The sequence below is a fragment of the Bradyrhizobium sp. CCBAU 53340 genome, assembly GCF_015291645.1.
Taxonomy (GTDB): Bacteria; Pseudomonadota; Alphaproteobacteria; order Rhizobiales; family Xanthobacteraceae; genus Bradyrhizobium.
This window is the reverse complement of the sequence record NZ_CP030055.1, coordinates 4,979,060-4,995,613: the sequence shown is the minus strand read 5'-3', so window position 1 is coordinate 4,995,613 and position 16,554 is coordinate 4,979,060. Positions and strand designations below refer to the sequence as shown.

The following is a 16,554-nucleotide window of genomic DNA, read 5'->3' as shown; positions in this document are numbered from 1 at the left end:
TGTTGTCGAAGTCGAATCTCTGTTCAATTGACTTCATTCCGGCCGGATCCGAGCTGATTGAGAATCATCTGCTCCATCGCCTTCACCGATTGAAAGTTTTCGGGCGTGATCTCAAATTGAGGGAGGATAAGGTCGAACTCGGCTTCGACCTTAAGCATCAACTCGACCATGCCCATCGAACTCAATCCAATGTCCACGAGCCGCGACTCTGGGTGGACATCGGCCGCGATCTCGTTCTGCTGGAGGACACTCCTGACGACCGATATAACGCGGTTCTGAACGTTGACGGAAAAGTCGTACATTTCGGCCGGTCTCCTGCCGGGTCCAAGCGTCATCACTTTGGGTGGGAGGATACTCACCTGGTCCTTGGATCAATAGCTCTGCTTCGGAGGTACCTCGCCCGGGACTGGAAGTTTCCCGATACCCACTTCTGCTCCAACGACGCGGTAGGGAGAAGTGAGCTAGTTGTCGGTTTCGAGCGGAGATCTTCGCATCGGCCGATGATGACAAGTATGAGAGGGGAGGCTCTGGCCTATGACTGTGCAGGAAGTCCAGTTCCGCGACGTCGCCAAGCAAAATGGGCGAATAGCATTCTCTCCCGACAGCTCCTTGTTACAGCAGCGAACGGCAAAGGTCGCGGAGGTCGCCGCCGCGGAGGCCGAGACGGTCGATCGCGCGGCGTTATTCCCTCTGAAGGCGATCAATGCGGCGCGCAAGGAGAGACTCTTGGGGGCTCAGATTCCGATCGAGTACGGCGGAGGCGGGGCGTCAATTTCCGAGGTCGCCGACATGTGTTACGCGCTCGGCCGCGCCTGCGCCTCGGTGGGGATGATCTTCGCGATGCATCAGACCAAGATTGCGTGCCTAGTTCGTCACGGCGCGGGCAGTGGCTGGCACGAGAACCTTATGCGCCGCGTGGCTGCCGAGCAGTTGCTGTTGGCATCGTCGACCACGGAAGGCCAGAATGGTGGAAACATACGCTTCAGTTCGGCTGCCGTGGAGCACGCCGGCGCCGAGATTTCGTTGGTGCGTGACGCGACGGTGATTTCGTATGGCGCCGAGGCGGACGGCATCATCACCACCGCCCGCCGCTCCGACTCTGCCGCCGGCTCCGATCAAGTGCTGCTGGCCATCACCCGTGATGAATACACGCTGGAGCGCACCCTCGCGTGGGAGACGCTCGGCATGCGTGGGACTTGCAGTGCCGGCTTCAGGCTGAATTTCAGGGGATCTGCCGAACAGATATTCCCAGTGGCATATGAAAAGATCCATGCGCAGACGATGACACCTGTCGCCCATCTGTGCTGGTCCTCGGTGTGGGCGGGAATCGCGGCAGCGGCGGTGGACCGGGCGCAGCTGTTCATCCGCAAGGCTGCCCGCGGGGCGGGCGGCAACATGCCTCCCGGTGCGACGCACTACACCGCTGCCAGGATGACCTTGACCAAGTTGCGCGCCGTCATCGCCGCGGGCCTCCAGTCCTATGAAGCTCGCGGACGAGATGTGCGCGCACTCTCGTCCGTCGACTTCCAATCCTCGATCAACCTTCTCAAGGTGGAAGCCTCCGAGCTCGCGGTTGTGACCGTCATGCACGCGATGCGCACTTGCGGCCTTTCTGGATACCGCAACGACACCGACGTGAGCATCGGCCGCCACCTGCGAGACGTGCTTTCCGCTCCGATCATGATCAACAACGATCGCATCCTCGCCAGCATGGGTACCGCCACGCTGATGAGCGCGGTTCCGGAGTCTCTATGTGATTGATATTTGTCCGAGAAGGAAAGGGCCCGATGAACGTCGCCATCGTTGAAACGCCGGCGGACTCCAATCCGCCTCCAGCCGATCCGTTGGGCTATCTTGCCGATGTGCTGTTCTATGAGATGGGCTCTCCCGGGGTCTACGGCCGCACCGCACTCTACGAAGACGTAGTTCAACGAATTGCGGCGGTGATCTCGCGGAATCGCGAGCCGGACACCGAGGTAATGCGTTTCCCGCCGGTCATGAACCGCTCACAACTCGAGAAGTCTGGTTACCTGAAAAGCTTTCCCAATCTCCTGGGCTGCGTCTGTGGCTTGCATGGCCTGGATAGCGAGATCGACGCCGCGGTCAGTCGCTTCGATGCCGGCGGTGACTGGACCGCGTCGCTGTCAGCGGCGGATCTCGTTCTGTCGCCGGCCGCCTGCTATCCGGTCTATCCCATCGCGGCGAGCCGAGGGCCCGTGCCGCCCGGTGGCTGGCGCTTTGACGTGGCCGCTGATTGTTTCCGTCGTGAACCCTCGCGCCATCTCGATCGGTTGCAGTCCTTCCGGATGCGTGAATTCGTCTGCATCGGTAGTGCTGATCTCGTCTCGGGATTCCGGGACCGTTGGATCATACGCGCCCAGAAGATCGCCCGGGATCTCGGGCTGACTTTCAAAATCGACCATGCGAACGATCCGTTCTTCGGCCGGGTCGGGCAGATGATGGCGGTGACCCAGAAGCAGCAGTCGCTCAAGTTTGAATTGCTGGTGCCTCTGCGCTCCGAGGAGCGGCCGACCGCCTGTATGAGCTTCAACTACCACCGGAATCATTTCGGCGCGACCTGGGGGATCGTCGATACGGCATCCGAGCCGGCTCACACGGCCTGTGTGGCCTTCGGAATGGACCGTCTCGCCGTCGCCATGTTCCATACCCACGGCAAAGACGTCGATCTATGGCCGGTCGCGGTGCGCGATCTTCTCGAGTTCCCAAAAACCGATCGTCGGCCGATTTCAGCAATCGAGGAATTCCGATGCGCCAAGGAAGTCGGGAGCTAGCCCGCGACCGCAGAGCAGCGGGGTCAGCGACCATGCGAAGAGAGACGCTCGCGGTGCACGGCGGTTTTGAAGATGATCCGGCAACGAAGGCCGTTGCTGTGCCGATCTACCAGACGGCCTCCTATGCATTCGACAGCGCCGACCATGGAGCGGCGCTCTTTAACCTCGAAGCGGACGGCTTCCGTTATACCCGCATCGGCAATCCGACCAACGCTGTGTTGGAGAAGCGTGTCGCCGCCCTTGAGGGAGGCATCGAGGCGCTGAGCGTTGCCTGCGGTCAGGCTGCCGTGAATTATGCGGTCGTCAACGTCGCCGAGATGGGCTCCAACGTCGTCTCGGTGCCGCAGCTCTACGGTACTACGCACACACTGTTCGCCCATATCCTGCCGAGGCAGGGCATTACGGTCCGCTTCTCGGAAGACGACCGGCCGGAAAGTGTCGCAGGGCTCATCGACGACGATACGCGAGCCGTGTTCTGCGAGAGCGTCGGGAATCCGGCCGGAAATGTCTGCGACATTGAGGCGATGGCCGATGTCGCGCACAAGCATGGCGTTCCGCTGATAGTGGACAACACTGTACCGACTCCGATCCTGCTCCGACCGATCGAGTACGGCGCAGACATCGTCGTAGAGTCTCTGACAAAGTTTATGGGCGGGCATGGCACGACGCTCGGAGGAGTTATCACCGACAGCGGTAGGTTTCCCTGGGCGGAGCATCGACGGCGCTTTTCGATGATGAATGAGCCGGAGAAATCGTACCATGGGTTGATCTTCACGGAACGCTACGGCGCCGCCGCCTACATTGCGCGTTGCCGCGCGGTTTCCCAGAGAACCACAGGCGCCGTGCTGGCGCCGATGAACGCTTTCCTGCTGCTCCAAGGGATCGAGACCGTCGCGCTACGGATCGAGCGGCATGTGGAGAACGGGGAGAAAGTCGCGAGGTTCTTGCGCCATGATCGTCGCGTCGAGTGGGTGAACTATGCGGGCTTTCATGACAGCCCTTATTTCGCGTTGACGCAGAAATACCTGGCCGGTCGAGCATGTTCGCTGCTGACTTTTGGCGTCGCCGGAGGCTTCGAGGCGGGCAAGCGGTTCTACGACAGGCTGAAGCTCTGCAAGCGGCTGGTCAATATAGGCGACGCGAAGACGCTTGTCTGCCATCCCGCATCGACAACGCACCGGCAAATGTCGTTCGAAGAACAGGACAAAGCCGGCGTGCGACCGGAGATGATCAGGCTGAGCGTCGGAATCGAGCACATCGACGACATCCTCGCAGATCTCGATCAGGCCCTCGGCGCTGTGAACTGATGCTTCATCAATCATAGAGGCATTCGAATGACTGTCTTGATCGACATAGAGTCACAGGAGCACCACCTCTTTTCGAGAGCGCCGAGCGCGGCCTACACGAAGGTAGCCGGGGAAAGGCGGGAGGAGTGTCTCGACATCGGCCTCATCAACAACATGTCTGACGCAGCGTTGATCTCAACCGAGCGCCAAGTGTTCGACCTGCTCAATGCCGCTGCCGGACGGCTTTGCGTCAGGCTGCACTTCTACGCAATTGAGTCGACGCCTCGTTCGGAATGGGGACGCGATTACGTGCATCGATACTATCGTGGCGTTGGTGATCTCCTGAGCAGGAGGATGGACGGTGTGATCGTGACAGGCGCCGAACCCAAAGCCTCCCGCCTGGCCGAAGAGCCATATTGGCCCAGCTTCGTCGAGATTGCGGACTGGGCGACGGAAAATACCGCCTCGTCCGTGTTTTCCTGCCTGGCCGTCCACGGAGCGGTCCTGCATATGGACGGCGTTCCTCGTCACAAGCTGGGCACCAAATGCTTCGGCGTTTTCGCTCAAACCAAGACGAGACGCCATCCGTTGATGCAGGATGTGCCGCGGACCTTCCGAATACCCCACGCCCGGTGGAACGAGGTGCAGGAGGAGGATCTCTCGAACTGCGGATACTCGGTTCTCTCCTGGTCGAGGGAGAGCGGGGTCGACTGCTTCATCAAGCCGCAGAAGAAGAGCCTATTCGTGTATTTCCAAGGGCATCCGGAATACGAAACCCTGAGCCTGCTGGGTGAGTATCGACGAGATATGGGCCGCTTTCTTCGTGGAGAGAACGAAGTCTGCCCGACGATACCGAGGAGCTATCTGAACGAGGGCGCGGAAGAATTACTGATCGCTTTCCGACAGGAGGCCCTCTCCCACAGAAGGTCGGAGCTTTTTGCCGATTTTCCTCTCGATCGGCTGGCGAATAACTTGAGCAACGTATGGCGTCTGCCAGCCCAGCGCATATACCGCAACTGGTTGCTGTACTTGGTGTCGCAGCAAGCCCGCCGCTCAAACGCATCGGGAGCGCGGGAAGAGTCTCTGTCTGCAGTCGGACTTGCAACACGGCGCCATCAGCGCAGGCTGGTTGCCGCTCGATCGGCTCATCTGGCGCGCGCGCAAGCCCGGTAAGCAGGAGGCCATCCGGTTGCATGACTGAGAGTTCGAACATGATCCGATGTCGTGAGATAGAAGTGGTCGATCTCGACGCCATCGCAGATCTTCTGGCAAACGGCTTTCCGCTTCGTCCGCGCGAATACTGGATCGATGGACTCCGGCGCTTGGCTGTGCGCGAGACACCCGACAGCTTCCCGCTCTTCGGCTATATGCTCGAGCATGATCGGACGCCGGTTGGTGCTCTGCTTTTGATCTACACCGCCAGATGCGATGGTGAAAGCATCTCGATCCGGTGCAATCTCTCGAGCTGGTATGTAGAGCCTGCCTTTCGCAGCTACGCACCGATGCTGACCAAGGTCGCGCAACGTCATAAGGAGGTTACTTACGTCAACATCAGCCCGGCGCAATGGACCTGGAAAGCCATCGAAGCGCAGGGGTTCCGTCGTTATTGCGGCGGCTTGTTTTTTTCCTTCCCGGCCTTATCGCGCCCGGTCAAGGATATGCGCGTGGAGATCGTGCGCCGAGACACGCGGGCGATTGACGGATTGTCAAAGTCTGACGCGGCGTTGCTTGCACGTCATGCGTCATACGGGTGTTTCGTCCTGGTATGCCGCGCCAGTAATGGGCGCGCCTTTCCGTTCGTCCTGCAGCCGATGCGGCTGGGCCGCATCAGTCTGCCTTCGATGCAAATGATCTATTGCGCTGATGTGGTCGATTATATTACGTGCGCCGGAACCATAGGTCTTTTTTTGGTACGGCGTGGTTGGATCTCGGTCGCTCTCGACGCCAACGGACCCGTGCCCGGCCTCATCGGTATCTATAGGGAGCCGATCGGTCGCAAATACTTCAAGGGTCCGCATTGTCCCCGGCTCGCCGATTTGTCGGATTCTGAACTGGTGATTTACGGCCCCTGACTCGTCGTTCACGATCCATCCGGTGTCGCGAATACCTTTGGGCGGGCGAACGATCTTACCGGGCTCGCGCCGGTTCCCGAACTAGCCCCGTCGAACTTCATTCTAGACAAGACGATTCTCGCCCCAGAGTTTGCGAAACGCGGCAGCGGCCTGGGAGCTCCGGGACGTATGGAGGGCGGGCGCTGGGAGGTGGAGGGGGCCGAGGAATGGCAACTTACTCCGCCCATAGCGCATCTGTTTTCTCCGCATATGCAGTTCCCAAGTGGAACCTTGCTAATTTTTCCCGGTTTGACTCACATAAGCGAATGTAGCGTCATGGACCGATGCGCTTGGCTATGCGCCGATCGCCAATTCGAGGAGCGTGCATCAGTTGACCGACGAAAAATCATTGCAGAGTAAATACTTCATTCGGATGGGTGGCAAAGGTTGGATGGTCTACGATCGAGAGCGAAGGGGGCCCGCAATCGTTGGGATGGACTTGGCTGTGAATTTGACAAAGGAGCGAGCTGAGCAAATTCGACACCTGCTGGTGACGGCGGGGCGTAGGCAGGCGACAAGCGGCACGGAATCATCCTGATCTCAGGGACTGCTCCGGTTTTCGGGGGCAGCTGTCGACCGGGGAGACCTCGGCGGATACGTCACCGGCGTGACCCGGGATAAGCTCCGCGGCGCCCCAAAATACGCCGAGCGGCGCGTAGCCATCGCGCGGGCGCTGTGCATGCGTCCCAAGATCATGCTGTTCGACGAGCCGACGTCGGCGCTCGACCCGGAAATGGCCAAGGAGGTGCTGGAGACCATGAAGAAGCTCGCGGAAGAGGGCATGACCATGCTGTGCGTGACTCACGAGATGGGCTTTGCCCGCGAAGTCGCCGATCGCATCGTATTCATGAACGATGGCAAGGTGGTCGAGCAGGCCGCGCCGGAGGAATTCTTCAAGCATCCGAAGTCCGAGCGGGCGCGGACGTTCCTCGACTAGATCATTCACTAGCCGGCGTCGGCGGCGATGCAGACATTCAGCGACCGCCTGCGCGGCGTCCACGCCGCCACAATCGTGCCGATGACGGCCGATTTCGAGGTCGATGAGGCGCAGCTCGCAGCTCATCTCGCCTCGGTCGCGTCCACACCCGGCATCAACGGGCTCCTCGTCAACGGTCACGCCGGCGAGAATTTTGTGCTGTCGCTGGCCGAGAAGCGGCGGGTGGTTGAGCTGGCGCGCCGGCACGCGCCGAAGGACTGCCTGATCGTCTCAGGGGTCACCATGGATCGAGCCTGGAGGCCGCGCGCGAGGCGGCTGCGCTGGAGCAGGCCGGCGCGGACGGGCTGCTGGTATTTCCTCCCAACAGCTGGGCGCTCAGCCATGCCGATGACTGCGTGATCGAGCATCACCGCCGCATTCGCGGCGCGACGGCCTCACCGCTGATGCTCTATGCCGCGCCCGTCGGCGCCGGTGCGATGGCCTATACGCCGTCGCTGCTGGAACGGCTCGTTGCTGATCCTCGCTTCGTTGCGATCAAGGAGGGCTGCTGGGAAGTTGCGACGTACGAGCGGAACTTGCGACTGATCCGCAAGCTGCGTCCGGACTTCGTCGTGCTTGGCTCCGGCGACGAACATCTGCTGACGAGCTATCTCGTCGGCTCGGCCGGCAGCCAGGTCAGCCTCGCCTCCGTGGTGCCGGAGGTTGTTGTCAGCCTCTGGAATGCCGCGGAAGCCGGCGATTGGACGTCGGCGCGCGCCGCCCACGAGAGGCTCTATCCGCTGGCTGTCGCAATCTACCGCGATGCGCCGAGAGGGCGCGCGACGGTGCGGCTCAAGGCTTGCCTGAAATTGCTCGGACGTCTTTCGTGCGACGCAGTACGGCCGCCGCAGCCACCGGTCATACCAAACGAGTTGCGAGCACTCGAACAGGCGCTGCGGATCGCCGGCGCGCTCCAGGAAACGAAGAACGGATAGAGGTTGCGCAGCGCCATGTTCTCGCGGCATCTCTTGGCGATCATGACGCTGGCAAGACTGTAATAGCTGTCCGATGGCGCGATATCGGGGACCGCCTCGTCGAGATCGTAGGCAGACATGCCCAATTTGCCGGAGCGCGTAAGCGGTTTTCGCCGTGTTCGCATCAGCCGACGAGGTGTCGAAATCCGGTTCGTTGCAATTCGACACTGCCCTTTAGATCCGTGGTCCACCATGATGGCGTCAATGCGCAGCAAGTGGTTATGAACGGGACGCGATTATGTGCCTGTCCGGCGGCTATACTATTTTCGCGGAAATAGTATAACGGGGACGAGTGCATAGAGGATGTTATAACCAATTGGAATCGCGAGATTATCTCTTTTCCGTGGCCCCCATGATGGATTGGACCGACCGGCATTGCCGGGTGTTCCACCGTCACCTGACGGCGCGCGCGCTGCTCTATACGGAGATGCTGACGACGGGCGCCATCCTTCATGGTGATCGGGAACGGCTGCTTGGTTTCGATGCGGTCGAACATCCAGTGGCGCTCCAGCTTGGCGGGTCGGATCCAGGCGAGCTCACGAAGGCGGCACGGATCGGCGAAGAGTTCGGCTATGACGAGATCAATCTCAATGTCGGCTGTCCATCAGATCGCGTGAAGGATGGTCGCTTCGGCGCCTGCCTGATGGCGGAGCCGGATCTGGTCGCAAGATGTGTCGAGGCAATGAAGTACGCGGTTGCCGTGCCCGTCACGGTCAAATGCCGCATCGGCATCGATGACCAGGACCCGGAGGTATCGCTCGACACGCTCGCGCGCGCCGTCGTGACTGCGGGCTGCGACGCGCTGATCGTGCATGCCCGCAAGGCCTGGCTGAACGGCCTGTCGCCGAAAGAGAACCGCGACATTCCGCCGCTCGACTACGACCGCGTCTATCGGCTCAAGCGTGCGATGCCTGATGTGCCCGTCATCATCAATGGTGGTGTTTCGAGCATCGAGGAAGCGAAAGCGAATCTTGCGCATGTCGACGGCGTGATGCTTGGCCGTGCCGCCTATCAAGAGCCGTGGCGTCTGCTCTCGGTCGATTCCGAGATCTTCGGCGAGGCCGCGCCGCATGCGACCATGCAGGACGCGTTCGAAGCGATGATGCCCTATATCGAGGCGCAGCTCGCGCGCGGCACACGACTGCATGCCATCACGCGGCATTTCGTCGGCGCCTTCCATGCTGTGCCTGGCGCGCGTGCATTCCGCCGCCATCTCGCCGAGCAGGGTGTGAAGCCGGGGGCTGGTGTCGAGGTCCTGCGCGAGGCGATCGCGTGCATTGGTGTCCACGCGCCGGCAGAGGCAGCTGCCTGACTGCAGTCATGACTGGGCGGTTTATTGGATAGCCGAAGGCCCATAGCCACGTTCGTTTGCGGCTTCGCTAGGTGGTCTACGCGACCATGCGCGGCAGAGGACGGCGCAGTGACGGTCTTAGTCGAGCGCCGTGCGTGAGCGGCGGTGGCTGCTTTGCAGCTCCGGATAGCCTGTGAGCATCAGCGTGTCGGAGCGTACGCCCCAGCTCTCCAGGCGATCGAGGAAGCTCATGCCGAGCAAATTGGTCTTCATCTGCCCACGTTGCACCACGAGCGCCGGCACCGATTTCTCGACGAGATGGCCGACGGCGAGACGGTCGAGCGTCAGCCGCGCCGCCTTGGTGTGGCCGCCGGCGGTTTCGAGGTCGACGTCATATTCGAGCATTTCGAGCGGCAGCCCGATCGCCTTTGCGGTTTCCCAGGTGAGCACAACGGAGGTCGCGCCGGTATCGATCACCATCGGCGCGGCGACGCCATTGATTTTTGCGCGCAGCGCGAATTCGCCGCCCTGGCCACGCTGAATCTGCACCGCGGGTGCTGGTGCGAGCGACGCGGAGGGGCCGCGCAGCATGTGCGAGACCTTGTGGCTTGCGCGCGCGATCTGGCCGGGATCGCCATAGGCGACAACGGCGCCTGCCGTGCCTGCAAGCATGACGAGAACGAGCAGGAAGCGGATCATCGTGCGCCTCCGAAGACGTGCAGGCCCGTCAGGTGCGCTTCGGCGATCCTGCGATCGGCTGCAAACCGGCGTCGGCCTTGCGCGCCGGCAGGAGCGCCATGACCGAGAGACGTTCCGCGCTCTCCATCGCGTGCCAGCGCGCGATCTCCGGCAAGGTGCGGCCGCAGCCGAAGCACAGCTTGGTCTTGGGATCGATCATACAGACGGCGACGCACGGCGTTTCTTTGCTCATACGGACATAGTGGGGGATCGTCGGGCATGTCTGCAAGCATCTCGTTAAGAGCCCGTGCCCGCGCTCATGATCGGCTTGTGGCGTGGCCGGCGCTTCTCGTCAGGCACCATGAAGCCCTCCGGTTGCAGCGGCGGCGCATCCTCCGACAGCGGCGCCAGCGCGCTCATCACGCGCTCCGGCGGGAAGGTGACGATCACCTCGGTGCCGATGCGCAGCTTCGATTTCAGCGTGAACGTGCCGCCATGCAGATCGATCAGGTTCTTCGCGATCGGCAGGCCCAGCCCCGCGCCCTGTTCGGCTGATTTGATCGAGTTGGAACCCTGGCCGAACGATGCGAGCACGACCGGGATCTCGTCCTCGGGGATGCCGGAGCCGGTATCCTTCACTGAAAGGTACTGCCCGCCTGAAGCGGTCCAGCCGACCTTGAGCCAGATCTCGCCGCCTTGCGGGGTGAACTTGATCGAGTTGGAAAGCAGGTTGAGCACGACCTGGCGGATCGCGCGCTCGTCGGCCCAGAGCCGTGGCATGGCCTGCTCGAACACCTCGTGGATGGTGATGCCCCGGCTCGAGGCGCGTAGCTTCATCAGATGATGGCAGTCAGCGACAATGCCGACCAGCGACACCGCTTCCTCGTTCAGCTCATAGCGGCCGGCCTCGATGCGCGAGAGGTCGAGGATCTCATTGATCAGGTTGAGCAGGTGTACGCCGGAATTATGGATGTCAGCCGAGTATTCCTTGTAGACCGGCACCGCATGCGCGCCAAAGATCTCGCTCTTCATCACCTCGGAGAAGCCGAGAATGGCGTTGAGCGGCGTGCGCAGCTCATGGCTCATCTGCGCCAGGAAGCGCGATTTGGCGACGTTGGCGGATTCGGCGCGGTGACGGGCTTCATCCGAGATCGCCTTGGCCTGCTCGAGCTCGCCGATCAGCGCGTCCTTCTCGGCGCGCGCCTCCAGCGCGGCGAAGGTCGAGGAGTGCAGGCGGTGCGCCAGCAACACGAAATAGCCTTCGGCGGCGAGTGCGAGCGCGCCCAGGATGTAATTGTCCAGTGAGCCCGTGATCGCAAAGCTCAGCGCCATGGCGACGGCGACCGGCGCGGTGGCGGCGAGCGCTGCGATCGGCAGATTTGCGGCGAGCATGCTCGACACTGCGATCACCAGCAGCATCAGGAACATCATCAGCGTTTCCGTGACCATGTCGAGCACGGGATGGATCAGGATCGCCATCCAGCACAGGCCATAGAGCAGGTCGAGCACGACGAAGCGTGTCCGCCAGGCGCGCGTCGCGATGGGCGAAGCAGGCTCGGCGAGGAAGCGGCGGCAACTGCGGATCATGGCGGCGTGGATGCAGAGCATGCCGGTGGTCCAGAGCGCGGCCGGGATCGGCTGCATCCACAACCCGAACAACACGCCGGTGGCGACCACCAGCAGCATCACGACATAGGACGCCGAAAGCCGCGTCTGTGCATATTGGCGCAACAGCTCGGCGTCGAAGGCCGGCCGGGTTCCGCTGGTCGACGTTAACTTATCGCGCGCCTCGCGCACCCGCTGCGCCGCAGCCCTTCGACTGCTCGCTGATGGAGCGCTGACCGGCTCGGCCGGAAGCTGCACTACCTCAGGCTTTTCAGCGGGGTTACTCATCAAGCAACAACGATTCCTGCCCACGTCGGACGTGGGACTTCTGCATTGTCTATCTCTGGCAAGAAATCCTTAAGAGGTGACTTAAGGAGCTAAAGAATTACGTTAACGAGCGATTAAGTTTCGCCCGGGCGCAGCCTCGGCGTTCCGGCTTGGACCCGGCTTGAGCGTGCATCGAGCAAGGGCTTGGCGAAGGCAACTCGCCACGCCGACCGACACGGCGATGCTGCCGAATGGTCGACATCGCATGTCCCGCAGGGACGGGAGGCACAGGCACAGCCCGATCGGGAGCGCGCCGGGAACCGAGCCCTTGTCATTTCACGACCCGTCAGGCAGCATCGCCAGCGCGGCCGCCATGGTATCGGGGGATGACAAGGCGAGCCGATCTCCTCATCCTCTCGCGCTGCGCAGAAGGAATTGGAAGGGGTGAGCTCAATTCAGGTTGCGAAGGAGACGTTGCTCTCCGGCGGACTTATCCTGGCCATCGGAACGCTGACGGGCTTCCTGGCTCAGAAGGTCAGAGTGCCGGATGTGGCGTTGTTTCTGATCGTTGGCATGTTGGTCGGGCCGGACGTGCTGGGACTGATCAACATCAAAGCGGATTCAGCGTTAAGCCAGATCATTCTTCTTTTTGGCGCAAGCTACATTCTATTCGACGGCGGGGCTTCCTTGAGGCTCGAGGTCCTGAAGCAGACGTGGATCACGATTGTGGTGATTGCCACGGTCGGCGTCGTGATTACGGCCGCGATCACCGGCGTCGCGGCCTATTTCATTCTCGGTGTTCCCTTTATCGTCGCGCTGCTGCTGGGTGCATCGCTCGCCTCGACGGATCCCGCGACGCTGGTTCCGATTTTCCGGCAGGTCAAGATTCGCGATCGCGTGGCGCAGACCGTGATGAGCGAGTCGGCGCTCAACGATGCCATGGGAGCGATCGTGACCTTTGGCGTCCTGGCGGTCGCAATGGGAACCGGCGAGTTCTCGCTGACCGCTTCTCTGCTCGGGCTGCTCAAACAATCGCTCGTCGGCGTCATTGCCGGTTGCGTGATGGGATACCTGGCCGCCTTGCTGATCGCCCATGAAAAGTGGGCATTCCTCGCGGAATATGCGCCGGTGGTCACTCTGGTTGCCGTGATCGGCGCTTATTTCGCGGCCGACGACTTGCAGGCCAGCGGGTTCATGGCGGTCTTCGTCTTCGGCATCGTGCTGGGAAACAAGGATTCGTTCGGCTTCAGGATGGAAGCGGGGGAGGCGCAAAAGCTCGATGAATACGTCGCGACCACCGCTTTCATCATGCGGATGTTCATTTTCATCCTGCTGGGCTCGCAGGTCGATTTCCCGCTGATGGGCCAGTATTTGTGGAGCGGCATCGCCATCGTGGTCGTGTTCATGCTCGTCGCACGGCCCATCACGGTCTTCCTGTGCGCAGCGCCCGATCGCCGCGCGAAATGGAGCCTCAACGAGATGCTGTTCATGTCCTGGACGCGCGAGACCGGCGTCATTCCGGCCGCGCTCGCCGGCCTGTTGATCGGAATGAAGGCGCCCGGCGCGCACATGATTGCGTCGATCACCTTCATCGCCGTCCTCATGACCATCCTGATACAGGCTCCCACCACGAAATGGCTGGCCGGCAAACTCGGCCTCCTGGCGGACGGCTAGTCGCCGCGACAATCGGGCAGCAGAAGGGCGAGAAGCTGCCAGCCTCTCGCCCTTAAGCGTCATCGCAATCCTAGCGAACGCGACCCTTGGTTCGTGATCGATCCGCTCAGCGCTGCAGCCGCGCCAGCAGGCTCGACGTATCCCAGCGCTTGCCGCCCATCTTCTCGACTTCGGCGTAGAACTGGTCGACCAGCGCGGTGACAGGAAGATTGGCGCCGTTGCGGCGGGCTTCGGCCAGCGCGATCGAGAGGTCCTTGCGCATCCATTCGACTGCGAAGCCGAAATCGTACTTGCCCTCGTTCATGGTCTTGTAGCGGTTCTCCATTTGCCACGATTGCGCGGCGCCCTTGGAGATGGTCTCGATCACCGAGGCGACGTCGAGGCCGCTCTTCTTGGCGAAGTGGATACCCTCGGAGAGACCCTGCACGAGGCCGGCGATGCAGATCTGATTGACCATCTTTGTGAGCTGGCCGCTTCCGGCGGGCCCGAGCAGCTTGCACATCCGCGCATAGGCGCCTGTGATGATCGGCTCGGCGCCGGCATAGACATCCTGCGCGCCGCCGCACATCACAGTCAGCACGCCGTTCTCGGCGCCGGCCTGGCCGCCCGAGACCGGGGCGTCGATGAACTTGAAGCCGGCCTTGGTCGCGGCGGCGTCGAGCTCGCGGGCGACCTCGGCAGACGCCGTGGTGTGGTCGACGAAGGTCGCGCCCTTCTTCATGCCGGCAAAGGCGCCGTCGGCGCCGATCGTGACTGCGCGCAGGTCGTTATCGTTGCCGACGCAGCACATCACGAAATCCTGGCCTTCGGCTGCGGCCTTCGGGGTCGCTGCGGTCTTGCCGCCGAACTTGTCCGCCCATTCCTTCGCCTTGGCGGCGGTGCGGTTGTAGACGGTGACCTCATGGCCCCCTTTTTTCACGAGGTGTCCGGCCATGGGGAAGCCCATCACGCCGAGACCGAGGAAAGCGACTTTAGCCATGTGTGTGTCCGTAGCTTGAGTTTTACGGTTGCGGCCGGGCGAGGGGCGCCAGCCGGGGATCTCGAGGTTCCGCCGTGCAGCGGACCGGGCGCACCATAAACCGTTAGGCCGGGAGGGCAACGGCTTCGTTTGGCGGCCCCCTGTGCTAGGATGGGGGGACTTCAGGACTTCGAAAAAAGAAAAAAGGGAGCAAAAGCATGGGCGGCGTGAGCGTTGGCGTGCTCGATCATTTCAACATCAGGACCCGCAGGCTGGCCGAGACGGTCCGCTTCTACGAGGACGTGCTGGGTCTGGAAAAAGGCCCCCGTCCGAATTTCGCCTTCCCGGGAGCCTGGATGTACAGCGAGGGCAGGCCGGTGGTGCACCTTGTCGATATTTCGCCGACCGAGGAGCCACAAAAGCCGGATTCCGGCGTTGTCCACCACGTCGCTTTCGTCAGCCGCGGATTCGACGGTATGAAGCAGCGGCTGGCATCCAAGGGCATGACATTTGATTCCCGCCAGGTGCCCGGCGGCGACCTCTGGCAGATTTTCGTCCACGATCCCAACGGGGTCATGATCGAGCTCAACTACGAGGCCGCGAAGGAGCAGGGGGCAGCGCCCGCCGAGATGGCGGACGATATCGGCAGGCAGTAGCCTTTTGGCCGTTTCCGCTCTAATGGGGCATCTTGAAGTCCTGAGCATGATCTGGTCGGAAAACCGCTTCACACTTTTCCGGATCATGCTCTCTCTGGGAGATGCGCTTTGAGCGTGACGCAGCAACAGGTCCTCGACAGCCTCGCCAAGATCAAGTCGCCCCGCGGGGTCGCGCTCACCAATGCCAATGTGCTGAGCGCGATCAGCGCGTCCGATGGCAAGGTGTTCTTTTCGATCAATGTCGACGCCGCCGAGGCGCGCGCCTGGGAGCCCATCCGGGCGGAGGCCGAGGCCGCCGTGCGCGGCATTCGCGGCGTGACCACCGTGATGGTGGCGCTGACGGCCGAACGCAAGCCGGGGTCCACGCCACCGCCGCTTCCGCAGCCGAGCCGCGGCACGCCGGGCGTGCAGCCGGTCCACGCCCACAAGCCGCCGCCGCAGGGCGGCGCCCAATCGCCGATGGCCCGGCAGTCCGAAATCCCCGGTGTCGCCGCCGTAATCGCGGTGGCCTCGGGCAAGGGCGGCGTCGGCAAGTCGACCACCGCGCTCAATCTGGCGCTGGGTCTGCGCGACCTCGGCCTCAAGGTCGGACTGCTCGATGCCGACATCTACGGCCCCTCTGTGCCGCGGCTGACGGGCCTGCACGAGAAGCCGGAGCTCGACAGCGCGCGCAAGATGATTCCGCTCCGGCGCTTTGGCCTTGCCATCATGTCGATCGGCTTCCTGGTCGAGGAAGAGACCGCGATGATCTGGCGCGGCCCGATGGTGATGTCGGCGGTGACGCAGATGCTGCGGGACGTCGCATGGGGCACGCTCGACGTGCTCGTCGTCGACATGCCGCCGGGCACGGGCGATGCCCAGCTCACGCTGGCGCAGAACGTGCCGTTGAAGGGGGCCGTGATCGTCTCGACCCCGCAGGACCTGTCCCTGATCGACGCGCGGCGCGGCCTTGCCATGTTCAAGAAGGTCAACGTGCCCGTGCTCGGCATCGTCGAGAACATGAGCTACTTCCAGTGCCCGCATTGTGGCACGAAATCCGACATCTTCGGCCATGGCGGGGCGCGCCACGAGGCCGAGAAGCTCGGCGTCCCGTTCCTGGGCGAAATTCCGCTGCACATGGCGATTCGTGCCACCTCGGACGCCGGCAATCCGGTCGTGGATAGCGAGCCTGATGGCCCCCATGCGGCGATCTATCGCGCCATTGCGGGACTGGTCCGGGACCAGCTCAAGGACGCCATCGCAGCCGCCTGAAGCCTGATTGCCTGGGGACATGCGACTTTCGTCGC

General features: G+C 62.3%; 16 protein-coding genes and 1 pseudogene. 12 read left to right on the top strand and 5 right to left on the bottom strand.

What is annotated here, in order from left to right; genetic code table 11:
* Positions 1-23 precede the first annotated feature (23 nt).
* Entirely contained in the window at positions 24-302 is a 279-nt protein-coding gene (locus tag XH89_RS23935; RefSeq protein ID WP_194462865.1) for a phosphopantetheine-binding protein, read from the bottom strand.
* 232 nt (positions 303-534) lie between these two features.
* On the opposite strand from XH89_RS23935, the gene XH89_RS23930 reads away from it, so the two are divergent.
* From XH89_RS23930 to dusA, 9 genes and pseudogenes are all read left to right on the top strand, one after another.
* The gene (locus tag XH89_RS23930) at positions 535-1,761 is read left to right on the top strand and encodes an acyl-CoA dehydrogenase family protein (protein ID WP_194462864.1); all 1,227 of its coding nucleotides are present in this window, start codon (positions 535-537) and stop codon (positions 1,759-1,761) included.
* Between the two features lie 26 nt (positions 1,762-1,787).
* Positions 1,788-2,792, top strand: coding sequence for an amino acid--[acyl-carrier-protein] ligase (locus XH89_RS23925; RefSeq protein ID WP_194462863.1), 1,005 nt, complete (start codon positions 1,788-1,790; stop codon positions 2,790-2,792).
* 32 nt (positions 2,793-2,824) lie between these two features.
* A complete protein-coding gene (locus XH89_RS23920) occupies positions 2,825-4,099 on the top strand; it encodes an O-acetylhomoserine aminocarboxypropyltransferase/cysteine synthase family protein (protein WP_194462862.1) in 1,275 nt (424 codons plus the stop codon).
* Positions 4,100-4,126: 27 nt separating this feature from the next.
* Positions 4,127-5,251: a homoserine O-succinyltransferase gene (locus XH89_RS23915; RefSeq protein ID WP_194462861.1), complete on the top strand. Its 1,125-nt coding sequence runs from the start codon at positions 4,127-4,129 to the stop codon at positions 5,249-5,251.
* Positions 5,252-5,271: 20 nt separating this feature from the next.
* Positions 5,272-6,150, top strand: a complete 879-nt coding sequence (locus XH89_RS23910; RefSeq protein WP_194462860.1) for an acyl-CoA acyltransferase — start codon at positions 5,272-5,274, stop codon at positions 6,148-6,150.
* Between the two features lie 685 nt (positions 6,151-6,835).
* A pseudogene (locus tag XH89_RS23905) lies at positions 6,836-7,126 on the top strand (AAA family ATPase); the annotation flags it as partial.
* 27 nt (positions 7,127-7,153) lie between these two features.
* Positions 7,154-7,525, top strand: a complete 372-nt coding sequence (locus XH89_RS41905; protein WP_256439980.1) for a dihydrodipicolinate synthase family protein — start codon at positions 7,154-7,156, stop codon at positions 7,523-7,525.
* Entirely contained in the window at positions 7,420-8,100 is a 681-nt protein-coding gene (locus XH89_RS23900) for a dihydrodipicolinate synthase family protein (RefSeq protein ID WP_371825235.1), read from the top strand. Before XH89_RS41905 ends, XH89_RS23900 begins: the two co-directional genes overlap by 106 nt.
* Positions 8,101-8,491: 391 nt before the next feature.
* Positions 8,492-9,451, top strand: a complete 960-nt coding sequence (gene dusA, locus XH89_RS23895; protein ID WP_246767595.1) for a tRNA dihydrouridine(20/20a) synthase DusA — start codon at positions 8,492-8,494, stop codon at positions 9,449-9,451.
* A gap of 117 nt (positions 9,452-9,568) precedes the next feature.
* Here the strand turns inward: dusA and XH89_RS23890 are convergent, their stop codons facing one another.
* Genes XH89_RS23890 through XH89_RS23880 form a run of 3 tightly spaced genes read right to left on the bottom strand, consistent with a single transcriptional unit; the run spans position 9,569 to position 12,001 of the window.
* Positions 9,569-10,129, bottom strand: coding sequence for a TIGR02281 family clan AA aspartic protease (locus XH89_RS23890; protein ID WP_194462858.1), 561 nt, complete (start codon positions 10,127-10,129; stop codon positions 9,569-9,571).
* Between the two features lie 28 nt (positions 10,130-10,157).
* Positions 10,158-10,361, bottom strand: a complete 204-nt coding sequence (locus XH89_RS23885; protein WP_194462857.1) for a DUF1289 domain-containing protein — start codon at positions 10,359-10,361, stop codon at positions 10,158-10,160.
* Between the two features lie 44 nt (positions 10,362-10,405).
* Positions 10,406-12,001, bottom strand: a complete 1,596-nt coding sequence (locus tag XH89_RS23880; protein ID WP_194462856.1) for a HAMP domain-containing sensor histidine kinase — start codon at positions 11,999-12,001, stop codon at positions 10,406-10,408.
* A 423-nt stretch (positions 12,002-12,424) separates the two neighbouring features.
* On the opposite strand from XH89_RS23880, the gene XH89_RS23875 reads away from it, so the two are divergent.
* Positions 12,425-13,654, top strand: coding sequence for a sodium:proton antiporter (locus tag XH89_RS23875; protein ID WP_210345223.1), 1,230 nt, complete (start codon positions 12,425-12,427; stop codon positions 13,652-13,654).
* Between the two features lie 106 nt (positions 13,655-13,760).
* On the opposite strand, the gene XH89_RS23870 is transcribed toward XH89_RS23875, so the two are convergent.
* Complete coding sequence (locus tag XH89_RS23870) at positions 13,761-14,633, bottom strand: NAD(P)-dependent oxidoreductase (RefSeq protein ID WP_194462854.1); 873 nt, start codon at positions 14,631-14,633, stop codon at positions 13,761-13,763.
* 197 nt (positions 14,634-14,830) lie between these two features.
* Here XH89_RS23870 and XH89_RS23865 point away from each other — a divergent pair, with 197 nt between their 5' ends.
* Complete coding sequence (locus XH89_RS23865) at positions 14,831-15,268, top strand: VOC family protein (RefSeq protein WP_194462853.1); 438 nt, start codon at positions 14,831-14,833, stop codon at positions 15,266-15,268.
* A gap of 108 nt (positions 15,269-15,376) precedes the next feature.
* Positions 15,377-16,519 carry an Mrp/NBP35 family ATP-binding protein gene (locus XH89_RS23860; RefSeq protein ID WP_194462852.1) on the top strand — a complete coding sequence of 381 codons (1,143 nt, stop codon included), beginning with the start codon at positions 15,377-15,379 and terminating at the stop codon, positions 16,517-16,519.
* Positions 16,520-16,554 lie beyond the last annotated feature (35 nt).